Annotated in this window: 15 protein-coding genes; 13 read left to right on the forward strand and 2 right to left on the reverse strand. The window is 61.8% G+C overall.

Annotation, left to right across the window (positions count from 1 at the left end):
- Window positions 1-7: 7 nt before the first annotated feature.
- The 11 genes from OEZ49_RS21190 (at window position 8) to OEZ49_RS21240 (ending at window position 12329) form a co-directional block, all read left to right on the forward strand.
- A complete protein-coding gene (locus tag OEZ49_RS21190) occupies window positions 8-229 on the forward strand; it encodes an acetyl-CoA carboxylase biotin carboxyl carrier protein subunit (protein ID WP_234221462.1) in 222 nt (73 codons plus the stop codon).
- Window positions 230-262: 33 nt separating this feature from the next.
- The gene (locus tag OEZ49_RS21195) at window positions 263-1441 is read left to right on the forward strand and encodes an acetyl-CoA C-acetyltransferase (protein ID WP_263390158.1); all 1179 of its coding nucleotides are present in this window, start codon (window positions 263-265) and stop codon (window positions 1439-1441) included.
- 31 nt (window positions 1442-1472) lie between these two features.
- On the forward strand, window positions 1473-1931 hold the full coding sequence (locus OEZ49_RS21200) for a DUF3237 domain-containing protein (RefSeq protein ID WP_263390159.1): 459 nt from the start codon (window positions 1473-1475) through the stop codon (window positions 1929-1931).
- A gap of 27 nt (window positions 1932-1958) precedes the next feature.
- Window positions 1959-3560, forward strand: coding sequence for an AMP-binding protein (locus OEZ49_RS21205; RefSeq protein ID WP_263390160.1), 1602 nt, complete (start codon window positions 1959-1961; stop codon window positions 3558-3560).
- A 215-nt stretch (window positions 3561-3775) separates the two neighbouring features.
- The gene (locus OEZ49_RS21210; RefSeq protein ID WP_263390161.1) at window positions 3776-4873 is read left to right on the forward strand and encodes a TRAP transporter substrate-binding protein; all 1098 of its coding nucleotides are present in this window, start codon (window positions 3776-3778) and stop codon (window positions 4871-4873) included.
- Window positions 4874-4963: 90 nt separating this feature from the next.
- Window positions 4964-5476, forward strand: a complete 513-nt coding sequence (locus tag OEZ49_RS21215) for a TRAP transporter small permease subunit (protein WP_263390162.1) — start codon at window positions 4964-4966, stop codon at window positions 5474-5476.
- Window positions 5473-7074, forward strand: a complete 1602-nt coding sequence (locus OEZ49_RS21220) for a TRAP transporter large permease (RefSeq protein ID WP_263390163.1) — start codon at window positions 5473-5475, stop codon at window positions 7072-7074. The genes OEZ49_RS21215 and OEZ49_RS21220 overlap by 4 nt, the downstream gene beginning before the upstream one ends.
- 98 nt (window positions 7075-7172) lie before the next feature.
- Window positions 7173-8414: a cytochrome P450 gene (locus tag OEZ49_RS21225; protein WP_263390164.1), complete on the forward strand. Its 1242-nt coding sequence runs from the start codon at window positions 7173-7175 to the stop codon at window positions 8412-8414.
- A gap of 6 nt (window positions 8415-8420) precedes the next feature.
- On the forward strand, window positions 8421-10091 hold the full coding sequence (locus tag OEZ49_RS21230) for an AMP-binding protein (protein ID WP_263390165.1): 1671 nt from the start codon (window positions 8421-8423) through the stop codon (window positions 10089-10091).
- On the forward strand, window positions 10088-11077 hold the full coding sequence (locus tag OEZ49_RS21235; protein WP_263390166.1) for a zinc-dependent alcohol dehydrogenase family protein: 990 nt from the start codon (window positions 10088-10090) through the stop codon (window positions 11075-11077). The genes OEZ49_RS21230 and OEZ49_RS21235 overlap by 4 nt, the downstream gene beginning before the upstream one ends.
- The gene (locus OEZ49_RS21240; RefSeq protein ID WP_263390167.1) at window positions 11070-12329 is read left to right on the forward strand and encodes a thiolase family protein; all 1260 of its coding nucleotides are present in this window, start codon (window positions 11070-11072) and stop codon (window positions 12327-12329) included. The genes OEZ49_RS21235 and OEZ49_RS21240 overlap by 8 nt, the downstream gene beginning before the upstream one ends.
- A gap of 6 nt (window positions 12330-12335) precedes the next feature.
- Here the strand turns inward: OEZ49_RS21240 and OEZ49_RS21245 are convergent, their stop codons facing one another.
- The gene (locus OEZ49_RS21245; protein ID WP_263390168.1) at window positions 12336-13139 is read right to left on the reverse strand and encodes an enoyl-CoA hydratase/isomerase family protein; all 804 of its coding nucleotides are present in this window, start codon (window positions 13137-13139) and stop codon (window positions 12336-12338) included.
- Window positions 13140-13295: 156 nt separating this feature from the next.
- Here OEZ49_RS21245 and OEZ49_RS21250 point away from each other — a divergent pair, with 156 nt between their 5' ends.
- A complete protein-coding gene (locus OEZ49_RS21250) occupies window positions 13296-13916 on the forward strand; it encodes a TetR/AcrR family transcriptional regulator (RefSeq protein WP_263390169.1) in 621 nt (206 codons plus the stop codon).
- A gap of 14 nt (window positions 13917-13930) precedes the next feature.
- Here OEZ49_RS21250 and OEZ49_RS21255 read toward each other — a convergent pair whose 3' ends face one another.
- Entirely contained in the window at window positions 13931-15490 is a 1560-nt protein-coding gene (locus OEZ49_RS21255) for a class I adenylate-forming enzyme family protein (protein WP_263390170.1), read from the reverse strand.
- A gap of 189 nt (window positions 15491-15679) precedes the next feature.
- Here OEZ49_RS21255 and OEZ49_RS21260 point away from each other — a divergent pair, with 189 nt between their 5' ends.
- Entirely contained in the window at window positions 15680-16393 is a 714-nt protein-coding gene (locus OEZ49_RS21260) for an amidohydrolase family protein (protein ID WP_263390171.1), read from the forward strand.
- Window positions 16394-16898 lie beyond the last annotated feature (505 nt).

Below are 16898 nucleotides of genomic sequence, written 5' to 3' on the forward strand. Positions count from 1 at the left end.
AGGAAAGATGAGCCTGATCAAAGTTGAATCCGAGCTAGCCGGCACCGTCTGGTCCATTCCCGTCTCTCCCGGCGAGAAGGTCGAAGAGGACGATCCGCTGGTGATGGTCGAATCCATGAAGATGGAAATTCCGATTTCCGCCCCGCGCGCTGGCGTGGTGACGGAAATCAATGTCGCCGAGGGCGATCTGATCAGTGCCGGTCAGGTCGTCGTTGTTCTTGAAAGCTGAGATGCCAGACGCGCAGGAAAAGTGAGACAGCCCATGCCCGAAGCCTACATCGTCGCCGCAACCCGCACCGCCGGAGGCCGCAAGGGCGGTCAGCTCTCGGGCTGGCACCCGGTGGATCTGGCCGCACAGGTGCTGAATGATCTCGTCCGCCGCACGAACGCCGATCCCGGGCGTATCGACGATGTCATTATGGGCTGCGTATCTCAGATCGGCGAGCAATCGACGAACGTGGCCCGCGGGGCGGTGCTGGCCTCGTCGCTGCCCGAAACGGTGCCTGCCACTTCGGTCGACCGGCAATGCGGATCGTCGCAACAGGCGCTGCAATTCGCGGCGCAGGCGGTGATGTCGGGCACCATGGACTGCGTGATCGCTGCAGGGGTGGAAAGCATGTCCCGTGTGCCGATTGGTACGCCGATGGACTTGCCGCAAAAAGCTGGGCTGGGTTTCTACAAAAGTCCGTTGATGGAAGACCGGTATCCCGGCGTGTTCTTCAGCCAATTCACCGGGGCCGAGATGGTGGCCGAAAACTGGGAGCTGTCGCGCGAAGAGATGGATCGCTTTTCACTGGAAAGCCATCGGAAAGCCGCCGCCGCCACCAAGGCCGGAAAGTTCAGGGACGAGATAACCCCGGTCGAACAGCGTCTCTACGACGGGTCGGTGCCCGGCACGACCGCAGAGGCGGACGAAGGCATCCGCTATGACGCGAGCTATGAGGCGATTTCTCAGGTCCGGCTCTTGCAGGAGGGCGGACGGCTGACCGCCGCCTCGGCCAGCCAGATCTGCGACGGTGCCGCCGGTCTGATGGTCGTCAGCGAAAAAGGTCTCAGGGATCTGGGTGTGGAGCCTCTGGCGCGCATTCACCACATCTCGGTCCACGGCGGCGATCCCGTGGTCATGCTCGACACGCCGATCGCCGCGACCCAGCGTGCGCTGGACCGGGCCGGAATGAAAATCGACGATATCGACCTCTACGAGGTGAACGAGGCCTTCGCCTCGATCCCGATGGCCTGGATGAAAGGCGTTGATGCCGATCCTGAGCGACTAAACGTGAATGGCGGCGCCATTGCACTGGGCCACCCCCTGGGCGGGTCCGGTGCAAAGCTCATGGTGACACTGATCCATGCCCTGAAAGACCGCGGCAAACGCTATGGCCTGCAAACCATGTGCGAAGGCGGCGGGCAGGCCAATGTGACCATCGTCGAAAGGCTCTGACACCGGTCGCGCAATTTGAGAGGAGAGCGCGTTGGACCAATTGAGATCGGAATTCCTGTTCGAGATGTCGGCCGAGATCGAGCCGCCGCAACCCGTGGGCGCCACCCCTGCCGGCAAACGCTATATCGCTTATGTGCGCGGCGGCACGTTCGAGGGACCGCGACTGAAGGGCCGCGTCCTGCCCGGCGGCGGCGACTGGGTGCTGGTCCGGCCCGACCGCGTGTTCCAACTGGACGTGCGCATCACGCTCGAGACCGACGATGGCGCGCTGATCTACACGACCTATCGCGGGGCGCGTCACGGGTCCGGCGAGGTGATGCGCCGGATCGCGGCGGGCGAGCCTGTGCGCGCAGACGAGTATTACTTCCGTACGACCCCGTATTTCGAAACCGGCTCCGAGACCTATGCCTGGCTGAACGGCATCGTTGCCGTGGGGATCGGCGAAGACCGTACCGGCGGCGTCAGGTATCAGGTGCATCAGATCTTGTAAGCCCATTTCAGGAAAGGACGTCACACCATGGTTTATGACCCGCGCATTCCTGCCAAAGAAGAGTGTGTTCTGGCCTATCAGATGGAGCATTGGGCAGCCCGCAAACCCGATGACTTGTTTGTCAGTTTCGAAGGCGGACCTCGGTGGAGCTGGGCCGAGACGCTCGACCAGACCCGCCGCGCCGCCGCGGCCTTTCAGGCCATGGGCGTGAAGAAAGGCGATCATGTCCTGTCCTGGCAGCCCAATTCCTGGGAGGCGCTGGTGACATGGTTCGGGCTGAACTACCTGGGCGCTGTCTATGTGCCGGTGAACGTGGCCTATAAGGGCGCGCTCTTGGAACATGTGGTCAAACTGTCGGATGCCACCCTGATGGTCTGCCATGCCGACTTGCTGGACCGGCTGGCCCAGATCGACTGCGGCGTTCTATCCGACGTGATCGTCACCGGTGGCGAGGCAACGCTTGACGGGTTCACCTGTCACCCTGCAAGCGCCCTGCAGGCCGATACCGGCCTGCCCGGCATACCATATGAGATCGCCCCGTGGGACACTCAATATATCATCTTCACCTCCGGAACGACCGGACCGTCCAAGGCGGTGCTGTCATCCTATGTGCAGGGCCATGCGATGGGCCCCGTGGCGCATGACTACATCGACGAGGCCGACCATACGCTGATCAACCTGCCGCTCTTCCACGTGGGCGGCACGGTGTACTTCAACATCGCGCTGGGGACGGGCAGTTCCTGTCACCTGGACAAGCATTTCAAAACCGATGTCTTCTGGGACACGGTGCGGCGCGAGAAGATCACCAACACCCTGCTTCTGGGCGCGATCATCACCTTCCTCAACGGCTTACCCGAACGCGATGACGACACCGATCACACATTAAAAAGAGCAATATGCGTGCCCTGGAACGACGATGCACGCAGGCTTGGCAAGCGGCACGGGATTACGCTGCGCACAACCTTCAACATGACCGAGATCTCCTCGCCCATGGTCTCGGAGCCCTATCCGCCCAAAAACGGCACCTGCGGCGTGCTGCGCCCGGGTGTCGAGGCGCGGGTTGTCGACGAAAACGATTGCGAGCTGCCCCCCGGCGTTGCGGGCGAGCTGATTGTGCGCACCGATACCGTTTGGGGGCTGAACCACGGCTATTACAAGAATCCCGAGGCCACCGCGAAAGCCTGGCGCAATGGCTGGTTCCACACGGGCGATGCGTTCAAGTACGACGAGGCGGGCTATTTCTATTTCGTCGACCGGATCAAGGATGCCATCCGGCGTCGCGGCGAAAACATCTCCTCCTTCGAGGTCGAAGCCGAGGTCAACGCTCATCCCGATGTCGCGGAAAGCGCCGCCGTGCCGGTCCCCAGCACTTTCAACGAGGACGAGGTTCTGGTCGTGGTCGTGCCCGCAAAAGGCCGCACGATCGACCCAGAGGCGCTGTTCGAACATCTGCGGGGCCGCATGGCTCATTTCATGCTGCCTCACTACATCCGCGTGATCGACGATCTGCCGAAGACACCGACCCAGAAAGTGCAAAAGCACATTTTGCGCGAGGCCGGGGTAACCCCCGATACATGGGATCGAGAGGCAGCCGGTATCGTCGTCAAGCGAACGACCATCGGGGACTGACCCAGCCCATGACAAAACACACAAAGGAAAACGCTATCTGAAAAGGAAAATCGCGCCTCAAACCAAGCAATCGTTTGGTTGACTAATTGTCGCACATTACGGACACTCATCCGCAAGGCAAGTCCGACGCCGCACAGAACTTTCGGCCTTGCGAACAGATTTGTGCGGCACCCCGAAGACGAACTTCCACTTATGCTGCACTAGGGAGGAACAGCATGACACTCAATCGACGCAAGTTTCTGAAGGCAGGCGCCGTCGCGGCCCCTGCCGCATTGGCGGCCCCGGCATATGCGCAGGGCAAGCGAAAGCTGCAAATGGTGATGTCTTGGCCGCACAATTTCCCCGGCCTCGCTTCCATCGCCTACAATTTCGCGGAGTTTGTCGACAAGATGACCGATGGCGACCTCACCGTCGACGTCGCCGCTGCGGGCGAACTGGTCGCAGCCTTCGAGGTTTACGACGCCGTTGGCTCGGGCGCCGCCGACTGTATGCATTCCACACCGGCCTACATTACGGGCCAGTGGCAACCTGCCGTGTTCTTTTCGCAGATCCCGTTCGGCCTGACGCAGGTCGAGCACATGGCATGGATGAACCATGGCGGCGGCCAAGAGCTGCAGCACGAAGCGTTCCGCGAGATATTCGGCGTGGTCCCGTTCACCTGCGGTCAGACCGGCATCCAGATGGCCGGCTGGTTCAACAAGGAAATCAACAACATCGAAGACCTGCGTGGCATCACGATGCGGATGCCGGGGCTGGGTGGCGAAGTGATGCGCCGCGTCGGTGCCAACGCGGTGCTGATTCCGGCGCAAGAAATCTTCCCGGCACTGCAATCGGGTGCGCTGGACGGAACCGAACTTCAGGGACCGTGGCTCGACACGGTGTCGGGCTTCTATCAGCACGCCAAGTATTACTATGCACCGGGTTTCCAGGAACCGAATTCAGCCGGTGAAATCGCGATCAACGCCAACGTGTTCGATGAACTGAGCCCAAGCCATCAGGCCATCGTTCAGCACGCCATTCAGTCCGCGAACTCCATCAACGTGGGCGAATGGGCGTACAACAACGCGCAGTTTTACCAGACGCTGAAGAACGAGCACGGCGTCGAGGTGCGCGAGTATCCCCAGGACGTGATCGACGAACTGGCCAAGATGTCGGCCGAAGCCGTCGCCGAACTTGGCGAGGTGGACGACCGGGCACGTGCGATCTACGCCAGCTACTCGGATTACCTCAAGAAAGCCGTGGAATACAGTGTCGCTGCCGAGGTGCCCTACTACCGCGCCCGTGTGCGGCAAGTGGAAGTGTCCAAAGGCTAGTCCCGCTTCAAATGGCGCATCCGTGAACACGCGGGTGCGCCAACATCTTGAAACTCCGGAGGCCTCTCCGCCCGGGCATGGGAGCGCCGAATGCTCGCGATCGCAGATATCATCGACCGCATGACCGTTCTGGCGGGCAAGATTCTGGCCTGCCTGATCCTACCGCTCATGTTGCTCGTCTTTGCCAATGCCATGGCACGCTACGTGTTCGGCACCGGGCATGTGTGGCTGTTCGAGGCGGTCGGCTATTGCTTTGCCATCGTCGCAGTCGGCCTCGCGGGCTGGGCACTGAAGGAAGATGAACATGTGCGTGTCGACATATTCTACTCGATCATGAGCCGCCGCAAAAAGGCGGTGATCGACGTTCTTGGCACGCTTTTCCTGCTCGCGCCTTTCTTGTGGCTGATGTGGGATCGCTCGCTGCCCTATGTTCAGCGATCCTGGAAGATGCGCGAAGGATCGGTGGAAATGTCCGGCATTCCCTTCGTCTATCTGCTCAAGACATGCATGCTCGCGTTCTGCGTACTTCTTGGGCTTGCGACCGTCGCCTTCCTGTTGCGCAGGCTCCACGTCCTGATTACCGGCCGGGAGGGCGATACGTGATCGACTGGCTGATGACCCATCCAGACGTCTGGATGTTCGTTGTGACGATCGCGCTGATGCTACTGGGCTTCCCGGTGGCCTTCACACTGGCAGGCGTCGCGCTCGCTTTTGCGTTCATGGCCGGCGAGCTGGGTTTGTTCCGGATCGCGACGCTGAATTTTCTACCCCAGCGGGTCTGGGCGGTGCTCAACAACACCGTGATCGTGGCCGCGCCGCTCTTTATCTTCATGGGCCTTCTTCTGGAACGCAGCAAGGTCGCCGAACAGATGCTGACCGCAATGGCGCGGCTGTTTGGTCAGAGACCCGGCGGGCTGCTGATCGCCACGACCGTAGTTGGTGCGCTGATGGCTGCGTCTACCGGTATCGTCGGCGCAACTGTTGTGACAATGGGCGTACTCGCGCTGCCGGTGATGCTGCGCAATGGGTATGACGCGTCTGCCGCCTCGGGCGCGATCTGTGCCGCGGGCACCCTCGGACAAATTATCCCGCCATCGATCGTTCTGGTCTTTCTCGGGGATTTTCTGACATTCGCCAACCAGCAGGCGAACCTGAGCAGCGGTAACCCTTCGGGGCGCAGCGTCGGCGTGGCTGATCTTTTTGCAGGTTGCCTTATCCCGGGATTTATTCTGGTTGGGCTTTATCTTCTTTGGCAGCTCCTGCTCGCCTGGCGCAATCCGGCTGCGGCCCCTGCCCTTCCCCTCGAAGAAATCCGGCTGGGCGACGATGGCGGCGTGGTAGAGGCAGAGACCACCGCGCAACTGATCGTCCGGGCGCTCGCGGCCCCGCTGCTGCTCATTGTGGCGGTCCTGGGATCCATCCTTGCCGGGGTTGCAACCCCGACCGAAGCCGCGGGTGTCGGAGCGGTCGGAGCGCTGTTTCTGGCTGCGTGGCGCGAGAACGAAGTCTCACGTCCCTTCGTGAAGGCTTCGCTCGCCAGCGCGATCATTGTCCTTTTCCTTCTGTCGATGTTCGACATGCGCATGGGCCGCCAACTGGCCTCGACCGGCGAACTGATCGCAATGTGGATCGCCGTGGTGCTAATGGGCGTAGTCTCGGCCGGCATTCTGGTCAGCCTGTGGGTGACCTTTCGCAGCGGATCGCTGATGGATGTCACCTTCCGCACGGCACGCATTACCGGGATGATCTTCACCGTTCTGATCGGTGCCACCTTATTCACACTGGTCTTTCGGGGGCTGGGCGGCGAGCATACCATTCACGAATTCATGTCGGGGATCCCGGCCGGCCTGCTAGGCGCGATGATTTTCACGATGGCGCTTATGTTCATCCTCGGCTTCTTTCTCGACTTTCTTGAAATCATCTTCATTCTCGTGCCGGTGCTCTGCCCGGTCCTCATCGTCATGGGGGCCGACCCCGTCTGGTTGGGCGTGATGATTGCGCTCAACCTGCAAACATCCTTCCTGACGCCGCCCTTCGGCTTCGCGCTGTTCTATCTGCGCGGGGTCGCGCCCCCTTCGGTCACGACAATGCAGATCTGGCGTGGTGCAACGCCCTATATCGGGCTGCAGATCGTCACCCTGATGCTCCTTGCCGTGTTTCCGGCCACGGCCACCTGGCTTCCGTCCTTGCTGCTGCAATAAAGGAGCGGGCTCTCCTTGAATTGGGCGGCAATCGCGAATAGAAAGCCAAGGCAGACAAACGAACGTTTGGTATTTCTAAGCACTCAAGGAGGCGTCAAATGACCGCCCCGCAGACCGCAGAGCAGCCTGTGTATGACCCGTCTGATCCTTCGGTGATGGCCAATCCCTTTCCAATCTACGCCAAGCTTAGAGAAGACGACCCCGTTCATTGGAGCCCTTCGCTAAAATCCTGGATCATCACACGTTATACCGATGTCCGCGATCTGCTGTTGTCCGACCATTTGTCGGTCAATCGCCTGGCAACGTTCTACCAATCATTGCCCCCCGCCGACGCAGTTCTTCTGAAAGACATTGTTCATTACTTAAATCTGTGGCTCGCATTTCGTGATCCGCCCGATCACACGCGCGTGCGGAGGATCCTGCGCCATGCTTTCACGGCCAGCGCGATCGAGCACATGCGACCGAACATCACCGAGATTACCGATCTCTTACTGGACCGGCTTGAAAGCGGCGGACGCAACGAGGTCGACCTGATCCGGGAATTCGCCCTGCAACTGCCTGCCTTTGTCATCATGGATCTGCTCGACGTGCCCCGCGACATGCTCGACGATTTCAAGGAATGGTCTGACGACATGGCCGTGTTCATCGGCGGGGCGCGCAACTCAGGCGACAAATACGAACGCGCCGAGCGCGGATGCCGGAAGATGTCTTCCTATTTCGCCCAGCTGATCAAGGAACGCACAGAGAACCCCAAGCCCGGCTTTCTAATGGACCTGATCAGTGCGCGGGACGAAGGCGACAAGCTCAGCGAGGACGAGCTTATCGCCACCTGCATCCTTGTTCTCTTTGCCGGGCACGAGACGACAACCAACCTGATAGGAAACGCAACGCTCTTGCTGCTGCGCCATCCTGACCAGTTGGCAAAACTCAAATCCGATCCAGCACTGATCGACAGCGCCATCGAAGAAGTGTTGCGCTTTGATGGGCCCACGAATGCCCTCGTGCGTGTCGCGGCTGAGGATCACGACCTGCACGGGCGACAGATTCGCGAAGGCGAGCGGGTCTTTGTCATGGTGAATTCCGCCAACCGCGACCCTCGCATCTTCAAGGATCCGGACCGGTTTGACATCACCCGCCAGCAGAACCGCCATCTGACCTTCGGACAGGGCATTCACCTCTGTCTGGGCGCGAAACTGGCGCGGGAGGAAGGCCGCATCGCCGTGGAACGGCTGTTTGCGCGGTTTCAGAACCTCGCGCTTGATCCGTCTGAACCGCCGGAATGGCTGGACGCGATGGTCCCACGTGGCACACGCCACCTCCCCGTTCTTCTGAACGGCTGAGGCACTATGGCGCGCGATCTTCCCCCGCAGATAGACGGCACGCCCGCCCGCGAGGCGGCAGAGGCCCTCGCCGGCCGCTGCGACACAGCCTACGAGGCCTTTGCCGAAGCCGCACGCCTGCATCCCAAGTTGCCCTTTCTCTGCGTGCCGGCGCGCGAGGGGCGTGCCTATCATCCGGATGGGGTTGAGATTTCGTACGGTGACGCACTTGTCGAAGTCCAAGCCCGGATAGACCGCTTCCGGGCCGCGGGTTATGGCGCGGGCCATCGCGTCGCCCTGATGCTCGACAACCAGCCTGTCCATATCTTCAGCCAGCTTGCGCTTTATGCGCTCCAGGCGACGCAGGTGCCGGTGAACCCCGACTACCTGGATCATGAACTCGCCTATCTGCTCGAGCATTCCGAGGCCGACCTTGCCCTCGGCCTGGCGCATAACATCGACCAGCTTCAACGTGTCGCGGGCAGCCTCGGCGTTGCGGCAGTGCTGGAAACCGATCCGCTGCCTCAAGCGCGCAGATCGGGCCAGCCGCGCGGCACGGGTCGGCAGGCCGAAGCCGCCCTAATCTATACATCCGGCACCACCGGACGCCCCAAGGGCTGCGTGATCGACCACGAGTATCACTTCGCCGTCGGGCTTGCCTATGCCCGGCTGGGAGGCCGACTGGCACTGCAGTTGCGCGCAGACAGGATCTTCGTGCCGTTGCCCGTCTTCCACGTGAATGCCGGCATCAATACGCTCACCGCGCTGATCCTGACCGGAAACTGCCTGATCCTGCCTGACAGGTTCCACCCGGCAAGCTGGTGGCAGGACATCGTGCATACCCGCGCGACGGCGATGCATTATCTGGGCATCATCCCGCCCATCCTCCTGAAACGGGACCCCGAACCGGCCGAACACCAGCACACGCTGCGTTTCGGTCTGGGCGCCGGGCTGGAGCCGCGTATTCATCAGGACTTCGAAGACCGCTTCGGCGTGCCGATGGTCGAGGTTTGGGGCATGACCGAGACAGGCCGCTTCCTGGGGGATTGCCACGAACCGCGCCGCATCCACACGCGCGCCTTCGGGAAGGCGACCGATGATCTGGATGCGCGCGTGATCGACGAGGCTGGCGCGCCCGTGCCCCCTGGCACAGAGGGTGAGCTTGTGGTGCGCGCCCACGGGCCCGACGCGCGCCAGGGCTTCTTTCGGGAATACCTGAAAAACCCCGAGGCCACGTCCGAAGCCTGGCGCTCTGGCTGGTTTCACACCGGGGATGTGGTGGTGCAGGAACCTGACGGGATGCTGCATTTCGTTGAACGGCGAAAAAACATCATCCGGCGATCGGGCGAAAACATCTCGGCCGCCGAGGTCGAAAACGCCCTGATCGGCCATCCCGCCGTCGAAGCCGTCGCCGTCATCGGAGTTATGGACGAGATGCGCGACGAAGAGGTGATGGCCTGTATTCTTCCCAAGGTCGGCACGCCGCGCGATGCCGAGACCGCCCGCGCCATCTTTGACAGTGCCCGGGATCTCGTTGCCTATTACAAGCTGCCGGGCTGGATCGCCTTTGTCGACGATCTGCCACGAACCGGCACGCAGAAAGTGCGCAAGGGCTTGATCTTTCCCGATGTGGACGACCCGCGTAATGCCCCCGGCGTGGTGGACCTGCGCGATCTGAAGAAACGGAGCAGAGCATGAAACGCGCGATTTTCAGGCGGCATGGCGATCCGGCCGAGGTGATCGAGATCATCGAAGAAGACGATCCCACCCCCGGCCCCGGCGAAGTGCGCGTGCGCAACCGCGTGATGACGATCAACCCCGCCGATCTGCTCTCCATCGAAGGGCGTTACGGCGCAGAGCCCATCACCCTGCCCGCCACACCGGGCGTCGGGGCCTATGGTGTCGTTGATGCGGTCGGCGAAGGTGTGACGCGGCTCGCCGTTGGGGACGCCGTTCTGCCGGTGGGCGGCGGGTTCTGGGCCGATACGCTGATCCTGCGCGAACGTATGGCGCCCAAGGCGCCGACCGGCGCCGATCCCGAACAGGCGGCCTTGATGCGCGCCAATCCGGGCACCGCCCACCTGATGCTGACCGATATCGTCGACCTGCAGCCGGGCGACTGGGTCGTGCAGAACGCAGCCAATTCCAACGTGGGCCGCATGGTTATCCGTTTTGCCCGTGAACGTGGCCTGCACACCGTCAACATCGTCCGTCGCGCCGATGTGGCCGACGCGCTGACAGACGATGGTGCGGACGCGGTCATCGTAGACCAGGGCCAGAACATCGCCGCCGCCATCGCCGAGGCGGCAGGTGCCGCCCCGAAACTCGCGCTCGACGCCGTGGGCGGCGGCGCCACCCGCGCACTTGGCGCAGCACTTGCCGATCGTGGAACAGTTGTCGCCTATGGCCTGCTGTCGGGCCAACCCAACCAGATGGATGCGCGTGATGTCGTGTTCCGCGACGTTCGGTTGCAGGGCTTTTGGCTCTTCGATTGGTACCGCACCGCGACCGTTGAGAAGATGCGCGACCTGCACGGTTTTCTGGAAGCCAAACTGGCCGAAGGCATGCTGCAAACCGATATCGAGGCCCGCTATCCGCTGGATCAGATCAAGGAGGCGGTCGCCCATGCCGCGCGCAGCGGCCGCAACGGAAAGATCCTTCTGAAAGGAGACCACAATGCGTGATGTGTATGTTCTCGCCACCTCCTGCACCGCCTTCGGAAAACGCCCAGGCGACAGCTTCAAGGATCTGACACGCGAAGCCTATCGCGACGTGATCTCCGATGCAGGCTGGGAAAACGGGGATGCCATCGAACAGGCCTGGTTCGGCAATTGCGGCATGGGGACCTTCGGCCAGCGCAACATCCGTGGCCAGGTCTGTTTCACGCCGCTGGTACGCGAGGGGCTCTTCCCCGAACGCGTCCCGATGATCAATGTCGAAGGCGGCTGCGCCACCGCGTCGATGGCCTTCCACGGCGCGTGGAAAGACGTCGCTTCAGGCGATATGGACGTCTCTCTGGCCATCGGCGTTGAAAAGACTTTTGTCCAAGGCGATGCGGCCCGCACGCTCGAGATTTTCGAAGGCGGGATCGATCAGCTCGACCCACAGGAATGGCACGATTACTACGCGCGGCGCGGCGAAGAAGCCGGCAAGCCCTTCGATCCGAACGCTGCCGGCGGCACGGTCTTCATGGATACATACGCCATGCAGGCCGCGTGGCACATGAAGACCTATGGCACCACGCAGGAACAGATCGCCATTGCCGCATCGAAAAACCACTGGCACGGGTCGATGAACCCCAAGGCGCAGTACCGCTTCGAAGTTCCGGTGGAAGAGGCGCTGGCCGACCGCGAAGTTTCCTGGCCCATCACCCGGTCAATGGCCGCGCCCATCGGCGACGGCGCCGCCGCCTCAATCCTTGTGTCAGGAGACGTCCTGGCCCGGCAACCCAAGGAAATCCGCGACCGTGCGGTCAAGGTGCGCGCCTCGGTCCTGACTGGGGGCAAATACCGCGATCCGTCGGAACCCGGGCTCAGCCGTGTGGCGGCGCAAAAGGCCTATGCCAAATCTGGGCTGACCCCTGCGGATTTCGATCTGATCGAATTGCACGACGCCACGTCCTTCTGCGAAATCTTCCAGCTTGAAATGCTGGGCTTTGCCGACGAGGGGAAAGGCGGCCTTCTGGTTGCCGAAGGCGCCACCAAGCTGGGTGGGCGCCTGCCGGTCAATCTGTCGGGCGGTCTGGTCTCGAAAGGGCACCCCGTCGGCGCCACAGGCCTGTCGATGATCCATGAACTGGCCTTGCAACTGCGCGGCGAAGCTGGCGCGCGCCAGACCGGCAAGGCACGCATCGCGCTTGCCGAAAACGGCGGCGGCGTCATCGGTTTTGACGAAGCCGCCTGCTCCGTGATCCTTCTGGAAGCCCCTGGCGCGTAAGAAAGATCAGGGCTCGTCGGTGATCTGCCGCGCGCCTTCCGCGCCTTCCGCGAGCAGGCGATTTGCCTCCGGCTGGACCATCAGGTCGCAGAACAGCGTGCGTTCATCCGCGAAATCCTCGGGCCTTGCAGACTTCGCCTGCCGTACCAGCCGCTTGATATGACCGGCCGCCCTCGCAGGCTTGCCCGCCATGCGCTGCGCCAGCACCAGCGCCTCTGCCCGCGCATCATCCACGCAGGCCGAGGCGAGACCGGCCGCGACCATCTCGTCCGGGCTCAGCGTATCGCCGGTCAGCGTCATGTGTAGCGCGCGCGACTGTCCGACGATCTGCGGCAGGCGCTGCGTCCCACCGGCACCGGGCAGGATGCCCAGATTGATTTCCGGCAAGCCATATTCATGCGCGCCCGCCTGTACGATGCGCAGATCACAAGCCAGCGCCAGCTCGAACCCGCCACCCATCGCCGTACCTGTCATCGCCGCAATGAAGATCGTGTCACTGCGCTCCATCAGCCGCATGGCGATGTGAATGGGCGCTTCAGGCACAGGCCGATCGGTGGTGAACATCATCCCGCGCGCGTTCATCTTTGCGGCCTGCGGGGCCAGAACCTTCAGATCGTAATGGCGGATGAACACCCCAGGCTCCGCGCCCGAAAGAACACAGACGCGGATCGACGGATCCTCGGTGATCTGCTCTACGGCCGCCAACAGGTCCGCTTCCATTGCACGATCCATGAACCCCTGATCGGCGTTGCGGAACACGATTTCCGCGACTGCACCATTGACCGTCAAGGTCGCCTGACCATTGGACATTTCACGCCTCCCCGCACAGACCCGCGCCAAACCTAATTTTTTCAGCCTCGAAATTCAAACAAACAATCGGTAGAATAAGGCCAGCACCGCCCATATAGGCGCCACAGTAAGGTTGCCCGTCTCGACCGCGGGCCAGCAAAGAGGGAGGCCGGGTCTTTGGCATCGCAACAGCCACGCGCGCGCGCAGAAGACAAAAAACCGACATCGCGTACCGGGCAGCGACCGCGTCGCAAGAACAAACGCGAGGATATCCTAAGAAAGGCATCCGAGTTGATCGCCCAGCATGGGTTTGACGGCACCTCTATGCGCGATATCGCCTCTGCTGTCGATATGCTTCCGGGCTCTCTCTATTACCATTTCCCATCGAAGGAAGACATGTTGCTGGCCATCCATGAACGGGTGGTGACCGATATGATCGCCGACACCGAGGCAGCCATCGCCAAAGGCAAAACGCCCTGGGAGCGGTTGGAACGTGCCGCCGTCGCCCATCTGAAGGGCCTTCTGGGCAGCGGCAATCTGGTCACGATCATCTCTCCTAATTTCGCCGAGGATCGCGAGGAGCTGAACCAGAAGCTCAAGGCCCATCGCCGCGCTTATGAACAGATTTTCAAGGCACTCTTTGACGAACTTGATCTGCCGGATGATGTCGACCGTGGGTTGTTTCGGCTCCAGTTTCTGGGATCTCTCAACTGGGTTCCGGTCTGGTACAATGCCAAGAAAGGCGCCACCGCCGAACACATTGCCCGGTCATTCGTCCAGGCACTCCGCAAGGACTGAGAGAGCCTGCCGCCTCAAATCGCAGCATCTTTCCAATAGGGCGCGCGAAGGTCCTTCTTGATCACCTTGCCCAGCGCGTTGCGAGGGAATGCCTCGCGAAGCTCGACACCGACCAGGCGCTGCGTCTTGGCCAGCCGCTCATTGGCCCAGTCCCGGATTGCCTCCGGCTCTGGGTCCCGCCCTGTTGCCGGGATCACCAGCGCCAGACAGCTTTCGCCCCATTTGGGGTGCGGTACGCCGATGACCGCCACATCCATCACGTCGGGGTGCTGACCGACGATCGCTTCCACATCCGTTGGGAACACGTTGAAACCGCCCGAGATGATCATGTCCTTCTTGCGGTCGACGATTTTGAGGAAGCCGTCCTCGTCCATCACGCCGATATCGCCGGACCGGATGAAGGTGCGCCCCCGCTCGTCCCGCCAGATCAGTTCGGCAGTTTGCGCATCCCGTTTGTTGTATTCCGACATTATGCCTGCGCCATACCCCGCGATCTCGCCGGGTTCGCCGGGCGGCAATTCATTGCCCTCGTCATCCAGGATGCGCACTTCGAAGCCAAGGACCGGGGTGCCAACGGTGTCGAATTTCTCCGCATGCTGATGCGGTTTCAGCATGGATGCGAAACCTTCCGAGAATCCGTACATCTCGAATAGACCCGGGGAAATCCGCTCGATGACGTCCCGCTTGGTGTCTCGACGCAAGGGCGATCCGGCTGTAAGGACCGTGCGCAGGGAGCTCAGGTCCGCACTATCTAGCTCTGGCCGCTCCAGCACCATCAAGCATTGCGCGGGGACCATGAAGGTATGGGTGATTTTTTCCCGCTCAACCGTCTTCAGAAACGCAACGGCATCAAAGGTCGGCATCACATGCAGCGTTCCCCCGGCAAACAGGATCGGCAGCATCATCAGCCATGTGCCGTTGGAATAGAGCGGCGTCGTCGTCAGTGCGCGGCTGTCGGACGTAAAGCCCATCTCGACCGCATTGGAAAACGCCCAATGCAGGCGCGCGCGGTGGGTCTGAACGATCCCCTTGGGAAGCCCTGTCGTGCCAGACGAATAGATGATGTTGAACACGTCTGTCAGAGCATGGCGGATATCCGGCATGGTGCTCGGCGATGCCGCATAGATATCCGCGACCTTACCCCAACCCTCTGCCGCAAACCCATGGGCGATCCAGGTCCGGATGCCAAGCAGTTTGCTCGCCAGTGGCGTGACCCGCTCCTCAAACTCGGCCGAGACAAAAGCGGCGACCGCATCGCAATCGCTCAGCAGGCTTTCCAGCTGATCGGCTGTCAGAAGGCCCGACAACGGCACGGCGCAGCCCCCCGCCCGCACCACACCGAACAGGCATTCCAGCATCTCTATGGAATTACCCATCATGACCGCAACGCGGTCGCCCTTCTGCATGCCTTTTTCAATCAGATGATTGGCCACGCGGTTGATATTGCCGACGAAATCCCCCCAGCTGCGTCGTTCACCGTCGCAAATCACAGCGTCTTTGGCGGGATAGTGGCGGGCATGGGTGGCGAACAGATCGGGTAGGTAGACCTGCGGATCGTCCAGTCGATCGGTCATGAACTCTGTGCTCCCCACCTTGTCGTTGCACCGCGCTTTCGTGCGCCCGCCTGATCTGGGGTGTCGACGAACAGGCGCGCTCTGGAAGCCGCCGGTGGCCCCTCTCTCGCGCATGGAACTTAGCGCATCTTGGCAGCCTTGCCAAACAGTTGATTGTTAGATTAATGGAGATCATTCGGAGGACGTGACATGTGGCCAGAGGATCGAAGCGGACCCGCGCTGCGCGCAGATCTGAAGGACCGATTGCGGCTGCCGCTCTTTGCGGCGCGGCGCGGGTCGCTGTCGAGCACCACGCTGAAGGAATCGGGCGCCTCGGTCATTCACAACCCCAGCGCCATCATGTCGATCTCGGGCCGCTGCCCGGTACCCGAACTGATCGAGGCCGGCGTGACGGTTTGCCTCGGTTCGGATGCCGGCGCTCCTGACCGGGGGTTCGACATGTTTCGCCACATGGCGCAAGCGATGCATTACCACCGCCGCCACTTCCGCGATCCGGCCGTCTTGCCAGAAGGCAAGACACTGGAACTCTGCACCATCGATGCGGCCCGCGCACTCAGTCTAGAAGCCGAGATCGGCTCGATCGAGGCGGGGAAAAAGGCGGACATCATACTTCTGGACGGGCGCAAGCCGCATCTCTGGCCACCGGTAATGGCGCTGAACCGGATCACCCATTTCGCAAGTTCCGCCGATGTCGACACGGTCATCGTGGATGGACGTATCCTGATGGAGAGCCGCGAACCCTCCCACATGGACCTCGACGCGATCCTCGACGACGCCCAAAACCAGGCTGACCGAGTCTTTTCCGACACTGGCCACGCGCAGGCGCGGCAGGAAAGCGACGCCATCTGGAAACGGGCCCGACGCCAGGTTCGACCATACCGCCCTTCAGGCACACAAGACTGAAACCGGGAGCGCCTCATCGGCGCCCGGTTTCCGGTCCGGGCGACCGCCTTCGCGTCGGAGACCCCGCCTGCGCGTGAGGTCCTGGCTGAGAGCAGGACGATGCCGTCGCCGAGCCTGCAGAATAGAGCTCGTGTTCCGGCCAAAGCGCGACCGAGTTGTTCGATCCCGGTTCCATCTCGATAGCGCCACTGGCATCGAAGTGTTCAGGTCAGCCTTCAATTTTTCCCCTGAATTTCGGAGGGTTGCAGGCTCTACACCGAAATCGAGCAGTCGAGAGGTCCGGATAATATCGGCCCGGAGAGACCGTTTCCGGGCCTCCTGGCGCAGGGGCCAGTGCTCAGCCCCGCCCGCATAACCCTTCAATATAACGGAAAAATCCGGCCGCGGCCGGATCGGGAGAACGCTTTCGCGAGGGCAAGTGGCGGAGGGGATGGGATTCGAACTCTCGGGACGGCCCTGGAATGTTCAACAGATAGACCTGGAAGTGGCGCCTACGCTGTGTCGT

The organism is Ruegeria marisflavi (assembly GCF_025673445.1).
GTDB classification, from domain to species: domain Bacteria; phylum Pseudomonadota; class Alphaproteobacteria; order Rhodobacterales; family Rhodobacteraceae; genus Ruegeria_B; species Ruegeria_B marisflavi.

Coding starts and splice junctions, on each gene's coding strand:
- OEZ49_RS21205 (WP_263390160.1), top strand. CDS start 1,959: ATGGTTTATGACCCGCGCATTCCTGCCAAAGAAGAGTGTGTTCTGGCC.
- OEZ49_RS21210 (WP_263390161.1), top strand. CDS start 3,776: ATGACACTCAATCGACGCAAGTTTCTGAAGGCAGGCGCCGTCGCGGCC.
- OEZ49_RS21235 (WP_263390166.1), top strand. CDS start 10,088: ATGAAACGCGCGATTTTCAGGCGGCATGGCGATCCGGCCGAGGTGATC.
- OEZ49_RS21260 (WP_263390171.1), top strand. CDS start 15,680: ATGTGGCCAGAGGATCGAAGCGGACCCGCGCTGCGCGCAGATCTGAAG.
- OEZ49_RS21245 (WP_263390168.1), bottom strand. CDS start 13,139: ATGTCCAATGGTCAGGCGACCTTGACGGTCAATGGTGCAGTCGCGGAA.
- OEZ49_RS21240 (WP_263390167.1), top strand. CDS start 11,070: ATGCGTGATGTGTATGTTCTCGCCACCTCCTGCACCGCCTTCGGAAAA.
- OEZ49_RS21255 (WP_263390170.1), bottom strand. CDS start 15,490: ATGACCGATCGACTGGACGATCCGCAGGTCTACCTACCCGATCTGTTC.
- OEZ49_RS21230 (WP_263390165.1), top strand. CDS start 8,421: ATGGCGCGCGATCTTCCCCCGCAGATAGACGGCACGCCCGCCCGCGAG.
- OEZ49_RS21190 (WP_234221462.1), top strand. CDS start 8: ATGAGCCTGATCAAAGTTGAATCCGAGCTAGCCGGCACCGTCTGGTCC.
- OEZ49_RS21215 (WP_263390162.1), top strand. CDS start 4,964: ATGCTCGCGATCGCAGATATCATCGACCGCATGACCGTTCTGGCGGGC.
- OEZ49_RS21225 (WP_263390164.1), top strand. CDS start 7,173: ATGACCGCCCCGCAGACCGCAGAGCAGCCTGTGTATGACCCGTCTGAT.
- OEZ49_RS21195 (WP_263390158.1), top strand. CDS start 263: ATGCCCGAAGCCTACATCGTCGCCGCAACCCGCACCGCCGGAGGCCGC.